15 protein-coding genes are annotated in these 15,250 nt (G+C 73.3%); 3 read left to right on the forward strand and 12 right to left on the reverse strand.

Annotated features, from left to right (window positions below; genetic code table 11):
• Positions 1-76 precede the first annotated feature (76 nt).
• Genes AB0C33_RS36615 through AB0C33_RS36655 form a run of 9 tightly spaced genes read right to left on the reverse strand, consistent with a single transcriptional unit; the run spans position 77 to position 8,315 of the window.
• The gene (locus tag AB0C33_RS36615) at positions 77-958 is read right to left on the reverse strand and encodes an ABC transporter substrate-binding protein (RefSeq protein WP_358296048.1); all 882 of its coding nucleotides are present in this window, start codon (positions 956-958) and stop codon (positions 77-79) included.
• Positions 958-2,055, reverse strand: a complete 1,098-nt coding sequence (locus AB0C33_RS36620) for an LLM class flavin-dependent oxidoreductase (protein ID WP_358296051.1) — start codon at positions 2,053-2,055, stop codon at positions 958-960. Before AB0C33_RS36620 ends, AB0C33_RS36615 begins: the two co-directional genes overlap by 1 nt.
• Positions 2,045-2,833 carry an LLM class flavin-dependent oxidoreductase gene (locus AB0C33_RS36625; protein WP_358296054.1) on the reverse strand — a complete coding sequence of 263 codons (789 nt, stop codon included), beginning with the start codon at positions 2,831-2,833 and terminating at the stop codon, positions 2,045-2,047. Before AB0C33_RS36625 ends, AB0C33_RS36620 begins: the two co-directional genes overlap by 11 nt.
• A complete protein-coding gene (gene ssuE / locus AB0C33_RS36630) occupies positions 2,830-3,327 on the reverse strand; it encodes an NADPH-dependent FMN reductase (RefSeq protein ID WP_358296058.1) in 498 nt (165 codons plus the stop codon). The genes AB0C33_RS36625 and ssuE overlap by 4 nt, the downstream gene beginning before the upstream one ends.
• A 1-nt stretch (position 3,328) precedes the next feature.
• A complete protein-coding gene (locus AB0C33_RS36635) occupies positions 3,329-4,789 on the reverse strand; it encodes a hypothetical protein (RefSeq protein ID WP_358296061.1) in 1,461 nt (486 codons plus the stop codon).
• Between the two features lie 20 nt (positions 4,790-4,809).
• On the reverse strand, positions 4,810-5,520 hold the full coding sequence (locus AB0C33_RS36640) for an ABC transporter ATP-binding protein (protein ID WP_125629991.1): 711 nt from the start codon (positions 5,518-5,520) through the stop codon (positions 4,810-4,812).
• Entirely contained in the window at positions 5,517-6,356 is an 840-nt protein-coding gene (locus AB0C33_RS36645) for an ABC transporter permease subunit (RefSeq protein WP_358296064.1), read from the reverse strand. The genes AB0C33_RS36640 and AB0C33_RS36645 overlap by 4 nt, the downstream gene beginning before the upstream one ends.
• Positions 6,353-7,348, reverse strand: coding sequence for an ABC transporter substrate-binding protein (locus AB0C33_RS36650; protein WP_358296067.1), 996 nt, complete (start codon positions 7,346-7,348; stop codon positions 6,353-6,355). The genes AB0C33_RS36645 and AB0C33_RS36650 overlap by 4 nt, the downstream gene beginning before the upstream one ends.
• Complete coding sequence (locus tag AB0C33_RS36655) at positions 7,341-8,315, reverse strand: ABC transporter substrate-binding protein (RefSeq protein WP_357971489.1); 975 nt, start codon at positions 8,313-8,315, stop codon at positions 7,341-7,343. Before AB0C33_RS36655 ends, AB0C33_RS36650 begins: the two co-directional genes overlap by 8 nt.
• Before the next feature lie 125 nt (positions 8,316-8,440).
• Here AB0C33_RS36655 and AB0C33_RS36660 point away from each other — a divergent pair, with 125 nt between their 5' ends.
• Positions 8,441-9,214 carry an IclR family transcriptional regulator gene (locus tag AB0C33_RS36660; protein ID WP_358296073.1) on the forward strand — a complete coding sequence of 258 codons (774 nt, stop codon included), beginning with the start codon at positions 8,441-8,443 and terminating at the stop codon, positions 9,212-9,214.
• A gap of 45 nt (positions 9,215-9,259) precedes the next feature.
• Here the strand turns inward: AB0C33_RS36660 and AB0C33_RS36665 are convergent, their stop codons facing one another.
• Positions 9,260-10,084 carry a helix-turn-helix transcriptional regulator gene (locus tag AB0C33_RS36665; RefSeq protein ID WP_358296076.1) on the reverse strand — a complete coding sequence of 275 codons (825 nt, stop codon included), beginning with the start codon at positions 10,082-10,084 and terminating at the stop codon, positions 9,260-9,262.
• Positions 10,085-10,222: 138 nt separating this feature from the next.
• Between AB0C33_RS36665 and AB0C33_RS36670 the strand changes: the two genes are divergently transcribed.
• Together AB0C33_RS36670 and AB0C33_RS36675 are read left to right on the forward strand one after the other, a co-directional pair.
• Positions 10,223-10,948: an alpha/beta hydrolase gene (locus tag AB0C33_RS36670; RefSeq protein ID WP_358296079.1), complete on the forward strand. Its 726-nt coding sequence runs from the start codon at positions 10,223-10,225 to the stop codon at positions 10,946-10,948.
• A 378-nt stretch (positions 10,949-11,326) separates the two neighbouring features.
• Complete coding sequence (locus tag AB0C33_RS36675) at positions 11,327-12,844, forward strand: RtcB family protein (protein ID WP_358296082.1); 1,518 nt, start codon at positions 11,327-11,329, stop codon at positions 12,842-12,844.
• Between the two features lie 431 nt (positions 12,845-13,275).
• On the opposite strand, the gene AB0C33_RS36680 is transcribed toward AB0C33_RS36675, so the two are convergent.
• Positions 13,276-13,905 carry a hypothetical protein gene (locus AB0C33_RS36680; protein ID WP_358296085.1) on the reverse strand — a complete coding sequence of 210 codons (630 nt, stop codon included), beginning with the start codon at positions 13,903-13,905 and terminating at the stop codon, positions 13,276-13,278.
• A gap of 255 nt (positions 13,906-14,160) precedes the next feature.
• Positions 14,161-15,219 (reverse strand): HAMP domain-containing sensor histidine kinase, encoded by a 1,059-nt coding sequence (locus AB0C33_RS36685; RefSeq protein WP_358296088.1) that lies wholly within the window; start codon positions 15,217-15,219, stop codon positions 14,161-14,163.
• Positions 15,220-15,250: the final 31 nt, after the last annotated feature.

Below are 15,250 nucleotides of genomic sequence, written 5' to 3' on the forward strand. Positions count from 1 at the left end.
GGCGGCCCGCGCGGGCGTGCCGCCGTGATCGAAGTCGTCCTCTCCGCCGCCGCGTGGGCGGCGGAGAGGACGGGAGTCACCGGGTCCGCGTCACCAGCTCGCCGATCTCGGGGAGGACGGCGTCCGCGACCGTGATCTTCCGCTCGATGAGCCCGTTGGCGTGGAACAGGTCGGCGGCGTGCTGCTGCTCGGCGACGAACTCCGGGCTGACCGGGTGCAGCCCCCACGGGCGGGTGCGCAGCGCGTGCTCCCACGCGTCGAGGTCGCCGTCGAACAGGGCCGCGGCCTCGCGCGGGTGCTCCTCCGTCCAGCTGTCCGCCCGCTGCAGCGCGGTGACGATCCTGGCCAGCTCCTCCGGCCGTTCCTGGGCGAAGTCGCGGCGGGTGAACCAGAGCGAGCGGTGGCTGAACAGGCCCTCGGTCTCCACCAGCGTCCGGGTGCGCGATTCGACCGGCGTCAGGTACGGGTAGGAGCCCACCCAGGCGTCCACGTCGCCGTTCACCAGCAGCTCGGCGGCGTTGCCGTAGGCGTCCACCGGGACGATGTCGCCCCACCCGAGCCCGGCCCGCTCCAGCGCCAGCAGCAGCAGGGTGGTCTGCCAGGAGCCGTGCCCGAGCGCCACCCGCCTGCCCTTCAGCTCCGCCACCGAGCCGATCGGGGAGTCGTCCCGCACCACCAGGCGGCCGTTCTCGACCCGCGGCCCCGAGATCGCCACGTACACGATGTCGTGCCCCTTGGCCTGGGCGGTGACCGGGGGCGTGGAGCCGGTGCCGATGAAGTCGTATCCGCCGTCGAACAGGTGGTCGCCGTGGGCGGACGGCAGGGCCCGGGTGGGATCGACGCGCCCGTCCCGGCCGAGGGCGTTCAGGTCCACCCATTCGACGCCGGGCAGCAGGTCGCGGTGGCGGGCCACCCAGAGCGTGTTGTTCTGCGGGAAGAAGCCGACCTTGGTGGTCATCAGGAGCGTCCTTTCAGTAGCGGCAGAACGTGACGGCCCACGCGGCGGGCCTCTTCGAGATGGGGGATCCCGGCCAGGATGAGGGCGTCCACCCCGAGATCCAGCAGCCGGTCGAGGCGGTCGGCGACCTGGTGGTAGTCGCCGACCAGGCCGAAGGCCGGGCCGTCGCGCAGTTGGCTGAACCCGCCCCACACGTGGGGGGCGACCTCCAGGGCACGGGGGTCGTCACCGGCTCCGGCGAGGAAGGCGCGGCTGCGGCGCACGCCGACGGAGTCGCCCTCGCCGGCGTCGCTCTCGCGCGGCCGGGCCCGCCAGCCGGCCTCGATCTCCGCCCACGCCTCCTCCTCGCTCTCCCGGGCCAGCAGGTCCACCCGCACGGCGAACCGGGGCGGCGTGGCACTGTGCGCGCGCACGGCGTCGAACTTCTCCTCCAGCGCCTCGAACGGCTCCAGCCAGGACAGGTAGTAGTCGGCGTGCCGGCCGGCGGCGTCGATGGCGGCGGGGGAGGAGCCGGAGAAGAAGATCTCGGGGAACGGCTGCCCGGTCAGCTCCTCCGGCAGTCCGGCGTTCTCCACCTGGTAGAAGCGGCCCCGGTGGGTGTGCCCGCCCTGCCAGACGCCCTTGAGCACGTCCAGGAACTCCGAGGTGCGCGCGTAGCGGTCGTCGTGGTCCACCTTGTCGCCCCACCACAGCTGCGCCGGGCCGCCGCCGCCGGAGATGACGTTGTAGACGATCCTGCCGCCGGTGGCCCGTTGCAGCGTGGCCGTCATCCGGGCGGCCTGGACGGGGTGCAGGAAGCCGGGCTGGAAGGCCACCATGAAGCGGTACGACGTGGTCTCGCGGGCCAGCGTCGCGGCGGCCGCCCACGGGTCGTCGGTGTGCGGGAAGTTCGGCAGCAGCCCGCCGGTGAAGCCGCTGTCCTCGGCGGCCCTGGCGACCTCGGCCATGTAGTCGGCGTGGCTGTAGCCGTCGTCCCGACCGTCCCTGGTGCCGGGGGCGGTGCCGCCGGGGGCGAAACCGCCTCGGCTGCGGACGCGGCGGCGCAGCGAGGGCTGGTCGCCCTCCATGTGGATGCGCCAGTAGATGTCAACGGTCAACAGACCGCTCCTTCACGTGCTCGCCGAGGCGGTAGACGTCCTCGGTCTGGAGGAAGAACTCGGTGACGCCGAGCGCGGCGTACTCGTCGGCGGCCTCGATCGAGGGCAGGTGCACGCCGTAGCGCAGGCCGGGCAGCTCGGGGATGAGGGCCGCCAGGTCGTCACCGGCGGCGAAGACGTGCACGTCGGCGTGGCGGCGCGACAGCTCCAGGGCCTCGGGCGAGGCGCCTGACAGGTGCACCTCGGGGAAGGGCGGGGACGACAGCGGCGCGCCGAAGCCGCCCTTGACCACCTCGTAGAAGTCCCCGGCGAAGTCGAACGGGCCGCCGCCCCAGACGCCCTTGGCCACGGTGAGGAACTCGTCGGCGCGGGCGAACCGGGCGGCGCCGGTCAGGAAGTCGCCCTGCGCCCTGGCCACGGCCGGGTCCAGATCCACCGCGAGCCGCCAGCCGAGCCGTCCGGCGGAGAAACGCTGTAGGGACGCCGAGAGCTTGGCCGCGTAGACCGGGGTGGCCACGGCCGGGTGGAACTCGGCCACGACCCGCAGGTGGCGGGTGCGGCGCAGGGCGTTGGCGGCTACGGCGAGAGATTCCTGGCCGGCGGGGTCGAAGGGCGAAAGGGCGCCCGCCCACCCGGACAGGTCCGCGGCCACGGCGGCCCGCCCGGCGGGGTCGGTGAGCGCCGGCCGCAGGTCGGTGACGAAGCCCGGCAACGGGGCGGGGTCGGGGCTCCGGGTGGGCAGGGCCAGGTGGAAGCGGCCGGTGCGGTGCGCCGTCATGCCGCCGCCCCCAGCGGGACCTCTTCCAGCAGGGCGTCGATGCGCGGGAGCAGCTCCCCGGCCAGCGGCTCGATCTGGCTGTCCAGCACGAACAGGCCGCGCGTGACGTGCCGCGCGCCGAGCACGCTCAGCACCGGGCGCAGGGCGTAGTCCACGGCCAGCAGGTGGGCCGTGGTGCCGCCGGTGGCGATCGGCACCACGGTCTTGCCGGCGAACGCGCCCTGCGGCAGGACGTCCAGGAACGCCTTCAGCAGCCCGGTGTAGGACGCCTTGTAGATCGGGGTGGCGACGACGATCGTGTCGGCCGCGGCCACCTGCGCGGTGGCGCGGGCCAACTCGGGACGGGCGGTGTCGCCGCGCAGCAGGGCCTCGGCGGGCAGGTCACGAAGGCGCAGCACGGTGGCGGGCCGGCCCAGCCGCCCGGCCAGGTGGTCGAGCAGGCGTACGGTGCGCGAGGCGGCCGATGGGCTGCCGGAGATGAGCAGGACGGACATGTCAGATCTTTCCTAGGGGTTCAGCGGAAACGGGCGGCGTCCGGGTCGGCCGCGGCGACTGGCCCGTCTCGTCGAGGAAGCCGAGCGGCGGCAGGTGGTACGGCGGCTCGGCGGCGGCCGGCAGGAGCGCGGGCTCCCGTTCGCGGGAGTCGAACTCCGCGCTGACCGCCGCCAGCGTCTCGGGCTGCTCGACCAGCGTGACCGCCGCCGTGGCCAGGTAGCGGGCGGCGGCCAGCAGCCCGGCGTGGGCGACCGGGGTGCCGGTCGCCGCGGTGGCCGCCCACGAGTGCAGGGGCACCCCGAGCGGCACCACGGCCGCGACCAGGCTGAGGTGCGGCGCCGTCCAGCTCACCTCGGAGGTGTCGCTGGACGGGCCGCCGAGGTCGGGACCGGCGGGCGGGCGCAGCGGCAGCACCTCGCCGGCCAGGCCGGCGGGCGGGCGGCCGATCGCCGCCTGCAGCCGCCGCGCGAACGCCTGGTCGGCGTCGGTGAACGCCGGCGGCCCCAGCTCGCTCATCGTGTGGTGCAGCAGCTCGGCGCCCGCCCGGTTGCCGAGCCCCTGCCTGATGGCGGTGACCAGGCGATGCTCCAGCCGGGTCCCGCTGCCGGCGGCGGCGGCGTGGGCGCAGGTCACGACCTGGTCGTAGAGGGTCCTGGCGGCGGCGGCCGTGGACTCGCGGACGTAGACCCAGACCGTCTGCAGGTCGGGGGTGACGTTGGGGGCGCCGCCGCCGCTGATCGTGTAGCTTACGCGGCCGGAGGGGGAGACGTGGCCGGCGCGCAGGCGCTCGACCATCTCCGTCAGCAGCAGCGCGCCGTCCAGGCCGCTGCGGGTGCCCAGCGGGTTCGAGCCGTGGCCGGGCGAGCCGAGGAAGGAGAACGTGGCCGAGTACAGGGCGCTGGTGACGTCCCAGCCGGTGCCGGTGACGGGGGCGGGGTGCCAGTCGAGGAAGGCGTCCAGCCCGTCGTAGACGCCGTCGCGCACCGCGTACGCCTTGCCGACCAGGTGCTCCTCGCCGGTGGACGCGAACACCTTGATCGTGGCGCGGCTCCCCAGTGCCGTGGCGGCGGCGATGGCCGCGCCTGCCGACGCCGCCGCCAGGGCGTTGTGGCCGCAGCCGTGGCCGGGGCCGTAGGCGGGGGCGTACTCGTCGCCCTCGAACGCGACCGGTTCGTGCCGGGCCGCGCCGGCCCGCTGGGACAGGCCGGGCAGGGCGTCGTACTCGACGTTGAAGCCCAGCACCGGCCCGCGGTCGCCGTGGGTGGCGACGAACGCGGCAGGCAGGCCGGCCGTGCCCCACGCGATCGTGAAGCCGTGCGCGCGCAGGAGCGCGGCGGTGGCCAGGGCCGAGCGCCATTCGCGCAGCGACGGCTCGGCGTAGGCCCAGATCCGGTCGGCGAGCCCGGTCAGCGCGGCGGCGTTCCCGGCGATCCAGCCCGCCGCCGTCATGGCCCTGCTCACGGCACTGCTTCCGGGCGCCGTCATGGCGCCGCTCCCGCGTGGGCGTCCACGCCGAGGTCGGCGAGGAGCCGGCGGCGCAACTCGACGAAGTCGGGGTCGGTGCGGTCGCGCGGCCGGTCGAGCTCGACCCGCACATCCGTGACGAACGTGCCCGCGCGCAGCACCGCGATCCGGTCGGCGAGCAGGATCGCCTCCTCCACGTCATGCGTGACCAGCACCACGGCCGGGCGGTGCCGGGCGCACAGCTCGGCGATCAGGTCCTGCATGTGCAGCCGGGTCAGGGCGTCCAGCGCGGCGAACGGCTCGTCGAGCAGCAGCAGCTCCGGCTCGCGTACCAGGGCCCTGGCCAGCGCGACCCGCTGGGCCTCGCCGCCGGACAGCGTCGCGGGCCAGGCGTCGGCATGGCTGCTCAGCCCCACCTCGGCCAGGGCCGCCAGGCCCTTGGCGCGGGCGGCGCGGCCCTGCCCGATGATCACGTTGGCGAGGGCGCGCTTGGACGGGACGAGCCGCGGCTCCTGGAAGACGACGGTGCGCACCGGCGGCACCAGCACACTCCCGCCGCCGGCCGCGTCCAGCCCGGCCAGGATGCGCAGGAGCGTGGTCTTGCCGGTGCCGCTCGCGCCGAGCAGCGCCAGGAACTCGCCGCGCCGCACGTCCAGGTCCACCCCGTCGAGCACGGCCCGCTCGCCGAAGACCTTGCGCAGCCCCCGGGTGCGTACGGCGAGGCTCATCGGATCGTCACCGCCCTGCGCCAGGGCATCGTGACCCGCTCGGCCAGCCGCAGGGCCAGGTCGGCGGCGAGCCCGATCACCGCGTACAGCAGCACGCACAGCGCGAGGATGTCGGTGCGCAGGTAGTCGGTGGCCCGGGCCATGAGGTAGCCGAGCCCGGCCGTCACGTTGATCTCCTCGGCGGCGATGAGCGCGATCACGCTGAGCGTGGTGGACAACCGCAGCCCGGCGAAGATCGACGGCAGCGCGCCCGGCAGCACGACCTCGCGGGCGACGGCCAGCCGGCCCAGTCCGAACGAGCGGGCCGCCTCGACGACCTTGCGGTCCACGTTGCGCACCCCGCTGGAGACGTTGATGTACATGGGGAACGTGCAGGCCACCCCGATCAGCAGGATCTTGGACGCCTCCTCGATCCCGAACCAGACGATGAACAGCGAGGTCAGCGCCAGGAACGGGATGGCCCGCAGGGCCTGCATCGAGGAGTCGACGAGCTCCTCGCCGAGCCGGGTGAAGCCGGAGACGACGCCCAGCGCCAGCCCCGTGGAGGCGCCCAGCAGCAGGCCGAGCCCGGCCCTGGTGACCGACACGCGCAGCGCCTCGGGCAGCTGGCCGTCGGCCCACAGCTCGCCGAAGGTGTTGACGACGTCCTGGGGGCCGGCGAGCACGTCCTGGGTGAGGGCGCCGGTGGCGGTGGCCGCGTACCAGGCGGCGAGCAGCAGGACCGGGCCGGTGGCGCGCAGCGCCAGCGTGACGGCCGGGTGGCGGCCGGACGAGCGCGGCGGCTGGGGCGCGACGAGCCCCTCGACGCCGGCCTCCGCGTGAGTGGCCACGCTCATGACCGCGCGCTCCCGAGCGTGTTCACGTTCACGACGTGCTGGGAGACGTCCAGCGGCGCGGTGAGCACCTTCTGGTCGAGAAAGAACCTCGCCACGTCTTGATATTTCGTGATTTCGGCGGCGGTGACCGCCTGGACGGGCCTGCCCTTCTTCTGGATGCCGGCCACGAGCTCCTTCTGCTCGCCCTGCACCGCCTGCGGGCCGGTCTGGGTGAAGACGTTCAGGTACGCCGCCGGATCGGCGATCTCCTTGGCGCTGCCCTCCTTGATGAACGCGAACAGCGCCTTGACCACCTCGGGATGCTCCTGCAGCAGCTTGTTGGCGGCCACGTAGATCACGTAGTTGTCCGACTTGATCGCCTCGCCGTCGGCCAGGACGCGCGCGTCCAGATCGGTGACGGCGGGGATGAGGAAGGTGGAGAAGGTGGACCAGGCGTCCACCTTGCCCGAGCCGAAGACCGGCGCGGTCTGCGGCGGCGGCAGATAGACCCGCTTGACCTTCTCGACCGGCACGTCGAACGTATGCAACGCCTTGAGCAGCAGGTACTCGCTGGTGCCGCCGTGCCCGACGGCCACGCTGCGCCCGGCCAGATCGGCCACGGACCTGATCGGCGAGTCCTTCTTCACCACGATGCCCTCCCCGGCCAGGTCGGGCGGGACGGTGGCGAAGATCTTGAAACTGGGCTTGACGGCCAGCGCGGTGACGCCGGAGGTGATCGAGCCGGTGGCGATGTCGAGCGAGCCCGCGTTGATGGCCTGGGCGGCCGGGGCGAACACGGAGAAGTCACCGGCCCACTTGACCTTGGCGTTGACCTTGGCCAGGGCCGCGTCCAGGCTGCCGTCCTTCTTGGCGACGGCCAGGAAGCCGCTGTTGCCGGGGTCGGAGATGCGCACGACGACCTGCTCCTGGCCGGCGGCGGTGGTGGTGGTGTCCGGGCCGCCGCAGGCCGTGGCCAGGAGGGCGAGCGGAAGGGCGAGCAGCAGCTTACGCATGGGTGACTCCTTGGAGCGGGGTGTGGTCGGCCCAGGCGGCGACGTCCACGGGTGATTCGAGGAAGCCGTGGCCGCGCAGGAAGCGCTCCTGCTCGGCCAGCAGGTCGAGGCGTTCGGCGGACAGGTCGAGGTGGAGCGAGGCGCCGGGGCGGTAGGCCGCGGCCACGCCGGTCGCGCCGGCGCCGGTCTCCGCGCCCAGGATCCTGGCCACCTCGGACGGGTGCGCGGCGGCCCAGTCCGCGGCGCGCAGCAGGACGGCCAGGAAGCGCGTGACCACCTGCGGATGCTCGTCCAGCAGGCGCTGGTGGACGGTGATCGGGCGGGGGGTGCCGTTGTTGATCCGCGCGCGCCGGTCCGGCACGGCGTCCAGGTCGATGCCCACCTCCGCGCCGTGGCGCAGGGCGGCCTCGACGGCGAGCGCGCCCTTGACGTAGACCGCGTCCACCCGGCCGGCGGCCAGCGCGGCCAGCTCCGCCTCCCACTGGCCGCCGCCCGGCTCGGCCTCGACGTCCACCAGTTCGGCGTCACCGAGCCCGAGCCCGGCCAGGGAGAGCGCGCCGTGGAAGCCGCGCAGGGCCATGGCCCGCCAGAAGTCGATGGCGATGCGATGCCGGGGCGCCGCCAGCCGCAGGCCCTTGAGCTGCTCGGGGCTCTCCAGGGCGGTGCCGCCGCGCACCAGCACGACCTGCCGCTCCTCGATCCAGGTGAGCCCGATGAGCCTGGTCGCCTCGCCGCGCGAGCGCGCCCACAGCGCCGGCACGTTGCCGCCCTCGCGGAACAGGCCGGTCAGAGCGTGGGTGTAGTGGGTCTCGCGGGGCACGCCGGGGTCGTCGTCCTGCAGCGAGCGGACCTCGATCCCGTCGCCGGCGAACTCTCCCGCCAGCCAGCCCTGGTCGGCCGCGATGCCTGTGGCGGTGGGGACGGGACAGCGGGTGAACCAGATGGCGTCGAGTGCGGCTGTGGTCATGGGCAGAGTTTGCTTGTAAATTGGTAGGGAATGCAAAGATTGTCCCGCGATGCGGGAAGCGTTCTCGGCCGGGCCGGCTCCTACCTGGTCCCCGATCTCCCTACTCGGAAGACGGAGTTTCCCGCATGGCAGCAGACGACAACGTCCAGTCGGTGCGCAGGGCGATCGGCCTGCTCGGCTGCTTCGGGGGCGGTGACGCCTCGCTCGGTCTGTCCGACCTGGCGCGCAGGATGGGGCTGTCCACCTCGACCACCCACCGCCTGGCCAGGACGCTGGCCGCCACGGGCTTCCTGGAGCAGGAGGCGCGCACCGGCCGCTACCGGCTGGGGCCGTCCATCACGGAGCTGGGGCAGCTCTCCTTCCACCGGCGCGGCCTGCACCGCATCGCCCCCGAACTGGCCGAACTGGCCCGCGTCACCTCCGCTACCGTGGACCTGGCCGTCCGCAACGACCGACACGCGGTCATCCTGAGCGGCGGCTCGCTCAACCCCGACAGCGGCGCCGGGCTGCGCCGCCCCCTGCACTCCACGGCGCTGGGCAAGGTGCTGCTGGCCTGGGACCCGGAGGGCAGCGCCGACCTGGCGGCGCTCGGCCCGCTGCCGGCGCTGACCGGCCGCACCATCGTGGACCACGCCGAACTGCGCGAGGAGCTGGTCCGCGTGCGCGAGTCCGGGTACGCGCTCAACGACGGGGAGTCGGGCGACGGCGTCCGCACCGTCGCGGTGCCGGTGCTCGACCGGCACAACCACGTCCGCTACGCGCTGGCCGTGCGCTCCACGCCGTTGGTCATCAGCGACGCGCGGATCGACTGGTTCGCCGCGCACGCGCGGGCCTGCGCCCGCGCGCTGGAGGTGCTGCTGATCCCACCGGCCGAGCGCCGCCTGCGCCCCTCCGCCTGAGTCACGACAGGCGCGGCCGAGCCGGTCGGCGAGCCCCTGGGTGATTCACGAGGAAAGCGTGACGGAGGTGAGGAGCGCCAGCTTCTCGGCGCTGCCGGTGCCGGGGTCCGGGTGCAGGACGATGAGCGTCTGGCCCGCCGCGCCGCTCACGCCCAGCCTCTCCCGGTTCAGCCACAGCTCACCGACCTGGGGATGGTCGAGGCGCTTGGGCGCGCCCTCGCACGTGTTCACGTCGTGGCGGGCCCAGAGCCTGCTGAACAGCGGGCTGGCGAGGGAGAGCTCGCCGACGAGTTCGACGAACCGGGGGTCGTCGATGCCGGCGCCGACGGACTTGCGGAAGCCGGCGACCATGCCCTGCGCGGCGTTCTCCCAGTCCGGGTAGAGAGCCTGCTCGGCGGCGTCGAGGAACACGTCCCGCAGGCGGTTGCGCCCCGCCACGAGCCGCGGCGACAGGGCGGTCGCCGGGGCGTTGGCGGCCAGGACGTCGAAGGAGCGGCCCTCCACGTACGCGGGCAGCGCGAGCGCGGCGACGAGCTTGGCGATGCCCGCGGGAACGCTCTCCTTGCGGGGCCGCCGCCGTCGCCGCCGGGGATCGCCCGCTCCGAGGCGCAGCAGATAGGCCGTCGCGTCGTCGTCGAGCCGCAGCACGCGCGCGAGGGACACCAGCACCTGCGCGGACGGGTTGCGGTCGCGGCCCTGCTCCAGGCGCAGGTAGTAGTCGGCGCTGATGCCGGCGAGCATCGCGACCTCCTCCCGGCGCAGGCCCGGCACCCGCCGTACGCCCACGGAGGGGATGCCGGCCTGCTCAGGAGTGACGAGCTCCCGGCGGGCGCGTACGTATTCGCCCAGAAGGTTGGATTCGCCGCTCATGCGCCCCACGGTAATGGCGCACCTCGGCGCGTGCCTGGCCCCCTCACCCCCAGGATCGCGAGGGCTCTGGCTGCGCCGGCGGACGAGCGGAAACCTCACTCGGGAACGAACACCCCTTTGATGAGCAAGGAGCCGCACATGTCAACGTACGTGCTGGTACACGGAGCCTGGCACAGCGGACGATGCTGGGAGCGCGTGGTCCCGCTCCTGACCTCGGCCGGGCATCAGGCGGCCGCGCCGTCGCTGACCGGCCACGGCGACAAGGCCCATCTGCTCGGCCCAGAGGTGGGACTGGACACCCACGCCGGCGACATCGTCGAGCTGATCACCGCGAACGACCTCACCGACGTGATCCTGGTCGGCCACAGCTACGCCGGGCTGGTCATCTCCTCCGCCGCCAACCGCGTCCCGGAACGCATCGCCCACCTGGTCTACCTCGACGCGATGGTCCCGGAGGACGGCGAGAGCGCGGCGGACGTGCAACCCGTCACCCAGGCCCTCATCGACCGCGCCGCGCAGTCCGGGACCGGCTGGCGGATCCCGCCGATGCCCGAGCTGCCGCCGCCCCTGGGCCTGTTCGGGGTCACCGACCCGGCGGACGTGGCCTGGCTGCGGGCGATGCTGTCGGACCAGCCGGCGCTCTGCCTCCAGCAGCCGGTCCGGCTGGACAACCCCGCCACGCACGCGATCCCGCGGACGCACATCCACTGCGTCGCGGGCGTGCCGGAGGGCGTCACGCGGCGGCCCGTTCCGGCGACGCAGCCCAACGGCAGCCCCGCACAGGTGTGGGAGCTGCCGACGGGCCACGACTGCATGATCACCATGCCGGCCGAGCTCACCGAACTGCTGCTCAAGCTCGCGTGACCCGGTGGCGGCAGCGCCGGCGCCGGGCCGGCTCGTTGCCACCCATCCCTTCGACCCACACGATGTGACGTCTCCGCGATCAGAGGCGTTGTTGGAGAGGACCCACTTCAGGTTGACGTGCTCCCGTCCTCCGGGCCTTCACCCGTGGACTTGACGGCGGGTGGACGACGCCGGCACGCCGGCATCGCCTCCTCGGCGGAGGCGTAAATCCGTGGTGGGGGCGGCGCGCGCCGTACTACAGTCGGGCACGCCTTCACCTCGCGGCTGCTGAACCACGAGGCCCGCGGCGGCGGCTCCGGTCCGTCGCCTTCTTCGGCGCGCTTTCGGTCGCGCCCGCCCCTTGCATCGCTTTTCAGCAGCCCGAAGGACTTCACCATCATGCGCATCCGTCAGGACCGCCGTCTCCTGCGCCGCGACGAGCAGTGGCTCACCCTGCCGAACCCTTGGGACATCCCCGTCGACATCTGCGCCGACGAACGTGTGCCTCTCGAACCGGCCGCCGTCGACGAAGTGCTGTCCGTCCTGGAGACCGCCGACACCCTCGACCGCCTCGCCGAGGCCGTACCCGGCCACGACGGTCCGCTGCCCCGCCTGGTCCGCCTCGTCCTCACCCCTGACTTCCACAAGGGCGCGGGCATCCCGATCGGCACGGTCATCGAGACCGAGGGCGCGCTGCTCCCGCAGGCGGTCGGCAACGACGTCAACTGCGGCATGCGGCTGGAGGTGACCTCACTCACCGTGGAGCAGGTACGGCCGCGCCTGGACGCCCTGGAACGGCGGCTGCGGCACCTGTTCTTCGAGGGCGGCCGCCGCATCGCCCTCACTCCCGCCCAGCGCGAGGCACTCCTGCGCGACGGGCTCCCGGGGCTCCTGCACACCGGCGACGCCCCCTGGCAAGGTCACCAGCCGACCGACACCGAGGACTGCCTGGATCGCATGCACGCTCCGGCGCACCCGACCGGTACCGCCGAGGCGTTCGCCGACTGGATCACCAGCGCGGGCGGCGCCGAGACAGCCAGCCACGACAGCCTCATCGGCAGCATCGGCGGCGGCAACCACTTCGCCGAACTGCAGTACGTGGCACGGGTCCACGATCCCGCCGCCGCGTACGCGTGGGGCCTGACGGCGGGCGCGGTCGTCCTGATGGTGCACAGCGGCTCACTGGCGCTGGGACACCAGGCCAACGCCACGGCGCTGGACCGGCTGCGCCAGACCTGGCCGCCGGGGCTGTCGCGACCCCGCAACCGGATCCTGCCGTTCCTGCTGAACGAGCGCACGGCCGCCGCCCGGCGCCGCTACCTGGACGCCTTCGGCAACGCCGCCAACTTCGCCTCGGGCAATCGGTTCTTCCTCGCCCTCACCATGCGTGCCGGGCTCGCCGCCGAATGCGGTCGGATGACGGCCCGCCTGGTCTACGACGCGCCGCACAACCTGTTCTGGCAGGAGGAGGACCGCGTCGTCCACCGCAAGGGCGCGACGCCGGCGGGTGGTCACGAGCAGTTGACCGGCGGCCCGTACGCGATCTGGGGTGAGCCCGTGATCGTGCCCGGGTCGATGGGGGCGTCCAGCTACCTGCTGCGGGGCCACGGCAACGCCCGCACGTTGGCCAGCGCCTGCCACGGCGCCGGACGGCGAGTCCCGCGCGGCGCCACCGCACGGGCCGGCGACCGCGACCTCGACGCGTTCCTCCGGGAGTTCCGCGTGGTCACGCCGCTGGACCACCGCGATCCGACCGTGGCGCGCCGCGCGGACGTGATGGCGGCCTGGCGGCGCGACCTCAAGCAGGAAGCTCCGTGGGCGTACAAGGACATCGGGCCCGTGGTGTCGAGCCTGCACGCGGGAGGTGTGGCGGACCCAGTGGCCGAGCTGCGCCCGCTCCTCACCGTCAAGGGCTGACCGCCTTCCCCGCGCACGGCATCGGCTGCCTGTGGGGCGCGAATGTCCGGTGACTGCGATGGCGAAGGCGGATGGAGCGCAGGTCGGCATTCGATCGGCCGACGCCATCCCGAAGGCGGCGAGGCAGCGTGGCCGCCTTCGCGGGAGCACGTGCCGAGCCGTTCGGGGGCCGGGTCGATGCCGTGTGCTTCGAGGATTCCCCAGACCGTGGACGCGCCGGTAGCCCCAGGAGGCGTTCTCCCGTGCTCCTTTCCCCGCCGCGAGCCCGGCTGATCGTCAAGCAATCGGGCAAGGTGCTGGCCATCGAGAACGCCAGCCTCAATCAGGGTGCCAGCGTGAACCAGTACGATGCGGCGTGACGAGCACATACGCGACGGCCTGTCCGCTCGGCCGAGCTCGCATCGCGACCTGAGCCGGTGGTCTCGTAGACGTCAGCGAAGTCTCGCGGACGCCAGTGGCACCGGCGTCTCCTGACCTGGCCAGGCGCCACGTAGCACCACGTCCGCGAGCTCGACGCCGACGTCGAGCCGGCGGACGACGACCAGCTCGACCGTATCTGTCACGATCACCGTCGGGTCGTCCTCGGTGACGCGCTCGATCTCTCCCACGGCCGGCATCACCGCTGCCTCACCTCCACCACCGAGGACGCTCATGTCAGGCTCGCGACGCACCAAACGGCCATCGACCTGCACCAGTTTCTCGGCCTGGCCCGTGCCGCAGATGATCGCCCTCGCCAGTGCCGCAGCGTAGACAGGATCACCGACCGCGTCATAAACCCAGCGCATCCCCAGCACCGAGTGCTCGGCGGTGCCCAGCAGCCACGCGTCGCCACCGGGCAACGGCGCCTCCCGGTAGGTGAGCGGCATCTGATGAACCGGGCCGTCACCGGCCCGTACCAGGATCGTCTCCATCCCGACCGCGCCGTCCGGGTCATCGAACCGGAAGGAGGCCGTCTGCTGCGTCTCGCCGGCCGACCCGGTGTACCAGGGGCGGCCGGGCAACCAGTCGCTCAGCAGCTCAAGCTTCGTAGGCCGAAGCGTTGCCTGGTAGAGCAATGCCATGGGGCCATCGTAGCGTGATCGAGAATACGCAATCGGGAGAATTTCCGCCGCGACCAGCGCCGACCGGTAAGACGCCGTCTCGCGGATCGTTCGGTCGCCGAACTCCACGAGCGCGAGATCTGTGCCAGGCACTGGACCTGGCGGGGCCGCTGGTACGCCGGCGCACTGTGCAGGGTCAGCGCGGACCTGCTCCCAACGCCCACCCGCCGCCAAGCGGCGGCCGGCGTGGTCGGCCTCGTCCGCCCCGAACCGGGATCAGCCGAACAGGATCGTCACGTCCAAGCCGCCATCGGCGCGTGGAAGGGCCGTCAGCCGTGCGCCGTGCGCCTGGGCGACGGCCCGGACGATCGCCAGGCCCAGTCCGTGACCGTCGGTCGTGTGGGTGCGTGGGGCGCCGAGCCGCTGGAACGGCTGGAAGAGCCGCCGCAGGTCCTGCGGCCGGATGGGCGGGCCGGTGTTGCCGATCGTCAGGCGGGCGCCCTCGCCGGTGAGGCCGGTGGCGATGGTGACGTGTCCGTCGGGAACGTTGTGGTGGAGCGCGTTGTCGACCAGATTGCCGATCATGCTGGCGATCAGGTCGGGGTCACCGCTGACGGGCGCGGGGTCCAGCGACGTACGAACCGTGACCGTTCGCCCGGCGGCCTCCGAGCGGCGCGACGACACCACCTGCTCGGTGACCTCGGCCAGGTCGACCGGCTCCCGGTGCTCGATGCCCTTCTCTCCTTCGGCCAGCGTGAGGAGAGCGCCGATCAGGCGTTCCTGCCGCGCTCCGAGAGCGAGTGCCTCCTCACACGCGGCCCGCAGGCTCGCCTCACCCGCCTCGGGGTCGGCGAGCGCGACCTGGAGCACGGCGCGCTGACCGGCCAGCGGGGTGCGCAGCTCGTGGGAGGCGTTGGCCACGAAGTGGCGCTGCGCCGCGAACGAGGAGTCCAGCCGCTCGAACAGGTCGTCGAGGGTGCGCCCCAGCCTGGTGAGCTCGTCGTCCGGGCCGCGCAGGCCGAGCCGACGGTTGAGGTTGGTGGCCGAGATCTCCCGGGCGGTCACGGTCATCGCGCGCAGCGGGCGGAGGAAGCGTCCGGCCAGCCACCACGCGGCCGGCACGGTCAGGACCACGACGACGATCCCGGTGACCGTGAGCACGGCGTCGACCTGCTGGGCGGAGCTGTCGGGCGGTGGAGCGGCGTCCCCCGCCCGGAGGCGGACCTGGTCCCTGCCGAACAGGAATCCGGCGACCAGCATCATCGGGACGACGACGGCCAGAACCAGTCCGGCGTACAGCGTCGTGAGCTGCGCGCGCAGGGACGGCCGTCGCAAGTGGCGCCGAGCGCGGCCGGTCACCGTCAGG

Origin of the sequence: Nonomuraea sp. NPDC048881 (genome assembly GCF_040649795.1) — a bacterium.
In the GTDB taxonomy this organism is placed as follows: Bacteria; Actinomycetota; Actinomycetes; order Streptosporangiales; family Streptosporangiaceae; genus Nonomuraea.

What these genes read in the sequence shown, in the direction of transcription:
- AB0C33_RS36660 (WP_358296073.1), top strand. Translation starts at nt 8,441, where the DNA reads ATGGCAGCAGACGACAACGTCCAGTCGGTGCGCAGGGCGATCGGCCTG.
- AB0C33_RS36665 (WP_358296076.1), bottom strand. Translation starts at nt 10,084, where the DNA reads ATGAGCGGCGAATCCAACCTTCTGGGCGAATACGTACGCGCCCGCCGG.
- AB0C33_RS36680 (WP_358296085.1), bottom strand. Translation starts at nt 13,905, where the DNA reads ATGGCATTGCTCTACCAGGCAACGCTTCGGCCTACGAAGCTTGAGCTG.
- AB0C33_RS36655 (WP_357971489.1), bottom strand. Translation starts at nt 8,315, where the DNA reads ATGACCACAGCCGCACTCGACGCCATCTGGTTCACCCGCTGTCCCGTC.
- AB0C33_RS36640 (WP_125629991.1), bottom strand. Translation starts at nt 5,520, where the DNA reads ATGAGCCTCGCCGTACGCACCCGGGGGCTGCGCAAGGTCTTCGGCGAG.
- AB0C33_RS36615 (WP_358296048.1), bottom strand. Translation starts at nt 958, where the DNA reads ATGACCACCAAGGTCGGCTTCTTCCCGCAGAACAACACGCTCTGGGTG.
- AB0C33_RS36650 (WP_358296067.1), bottom strand. Translation starts at nt 7,348, where the DNA reads ATGCGTAAGCTGCTGCTCGCCCTTCCGCTCGCCCTCCTGGCCACGGCC.
- AB0C33_RS36625 (WP_358296054.1), bottom strand. Translation starts at nt 2,833, where the DNA reads ATGACGGCGCACCGCACCGGCCGCTTCCACCTGGCCCTGCCCACCCGG.
- AB0C33_RS36645 (WP_358296064.1), bottom strand. Translation starts at nt 6,356, where the DNA reads ATGAGCGTGGCCACTCACGCGGAGGCCGGCGTCGAGGGGCTCGTCGCG.
- ssuE (WP_358296058.1), bottom strand. Translation starts at nt 3,327, where the DNA reads ATGTCCGTCCTGCTCATCTCCGGCAGCCCATCGGCCGCCTCGCGCACC.
- AB0C33_RS36670 (WP_358296079.1), top strand. Translation starts at nt 10,223, where the DNA reads ATGTCAACGTACGTGCTGGTACACGGAGCCTGGCACAGCGGACGATGC.
- AB0C33_RS36675 (WP_358296082.1), top strand. Translation starts at nt 11,327, where the DNA reads ATGCGCATCCGTCAGGACCGCCGTCTCCTGCGCCGCGACGAGCAGTGG.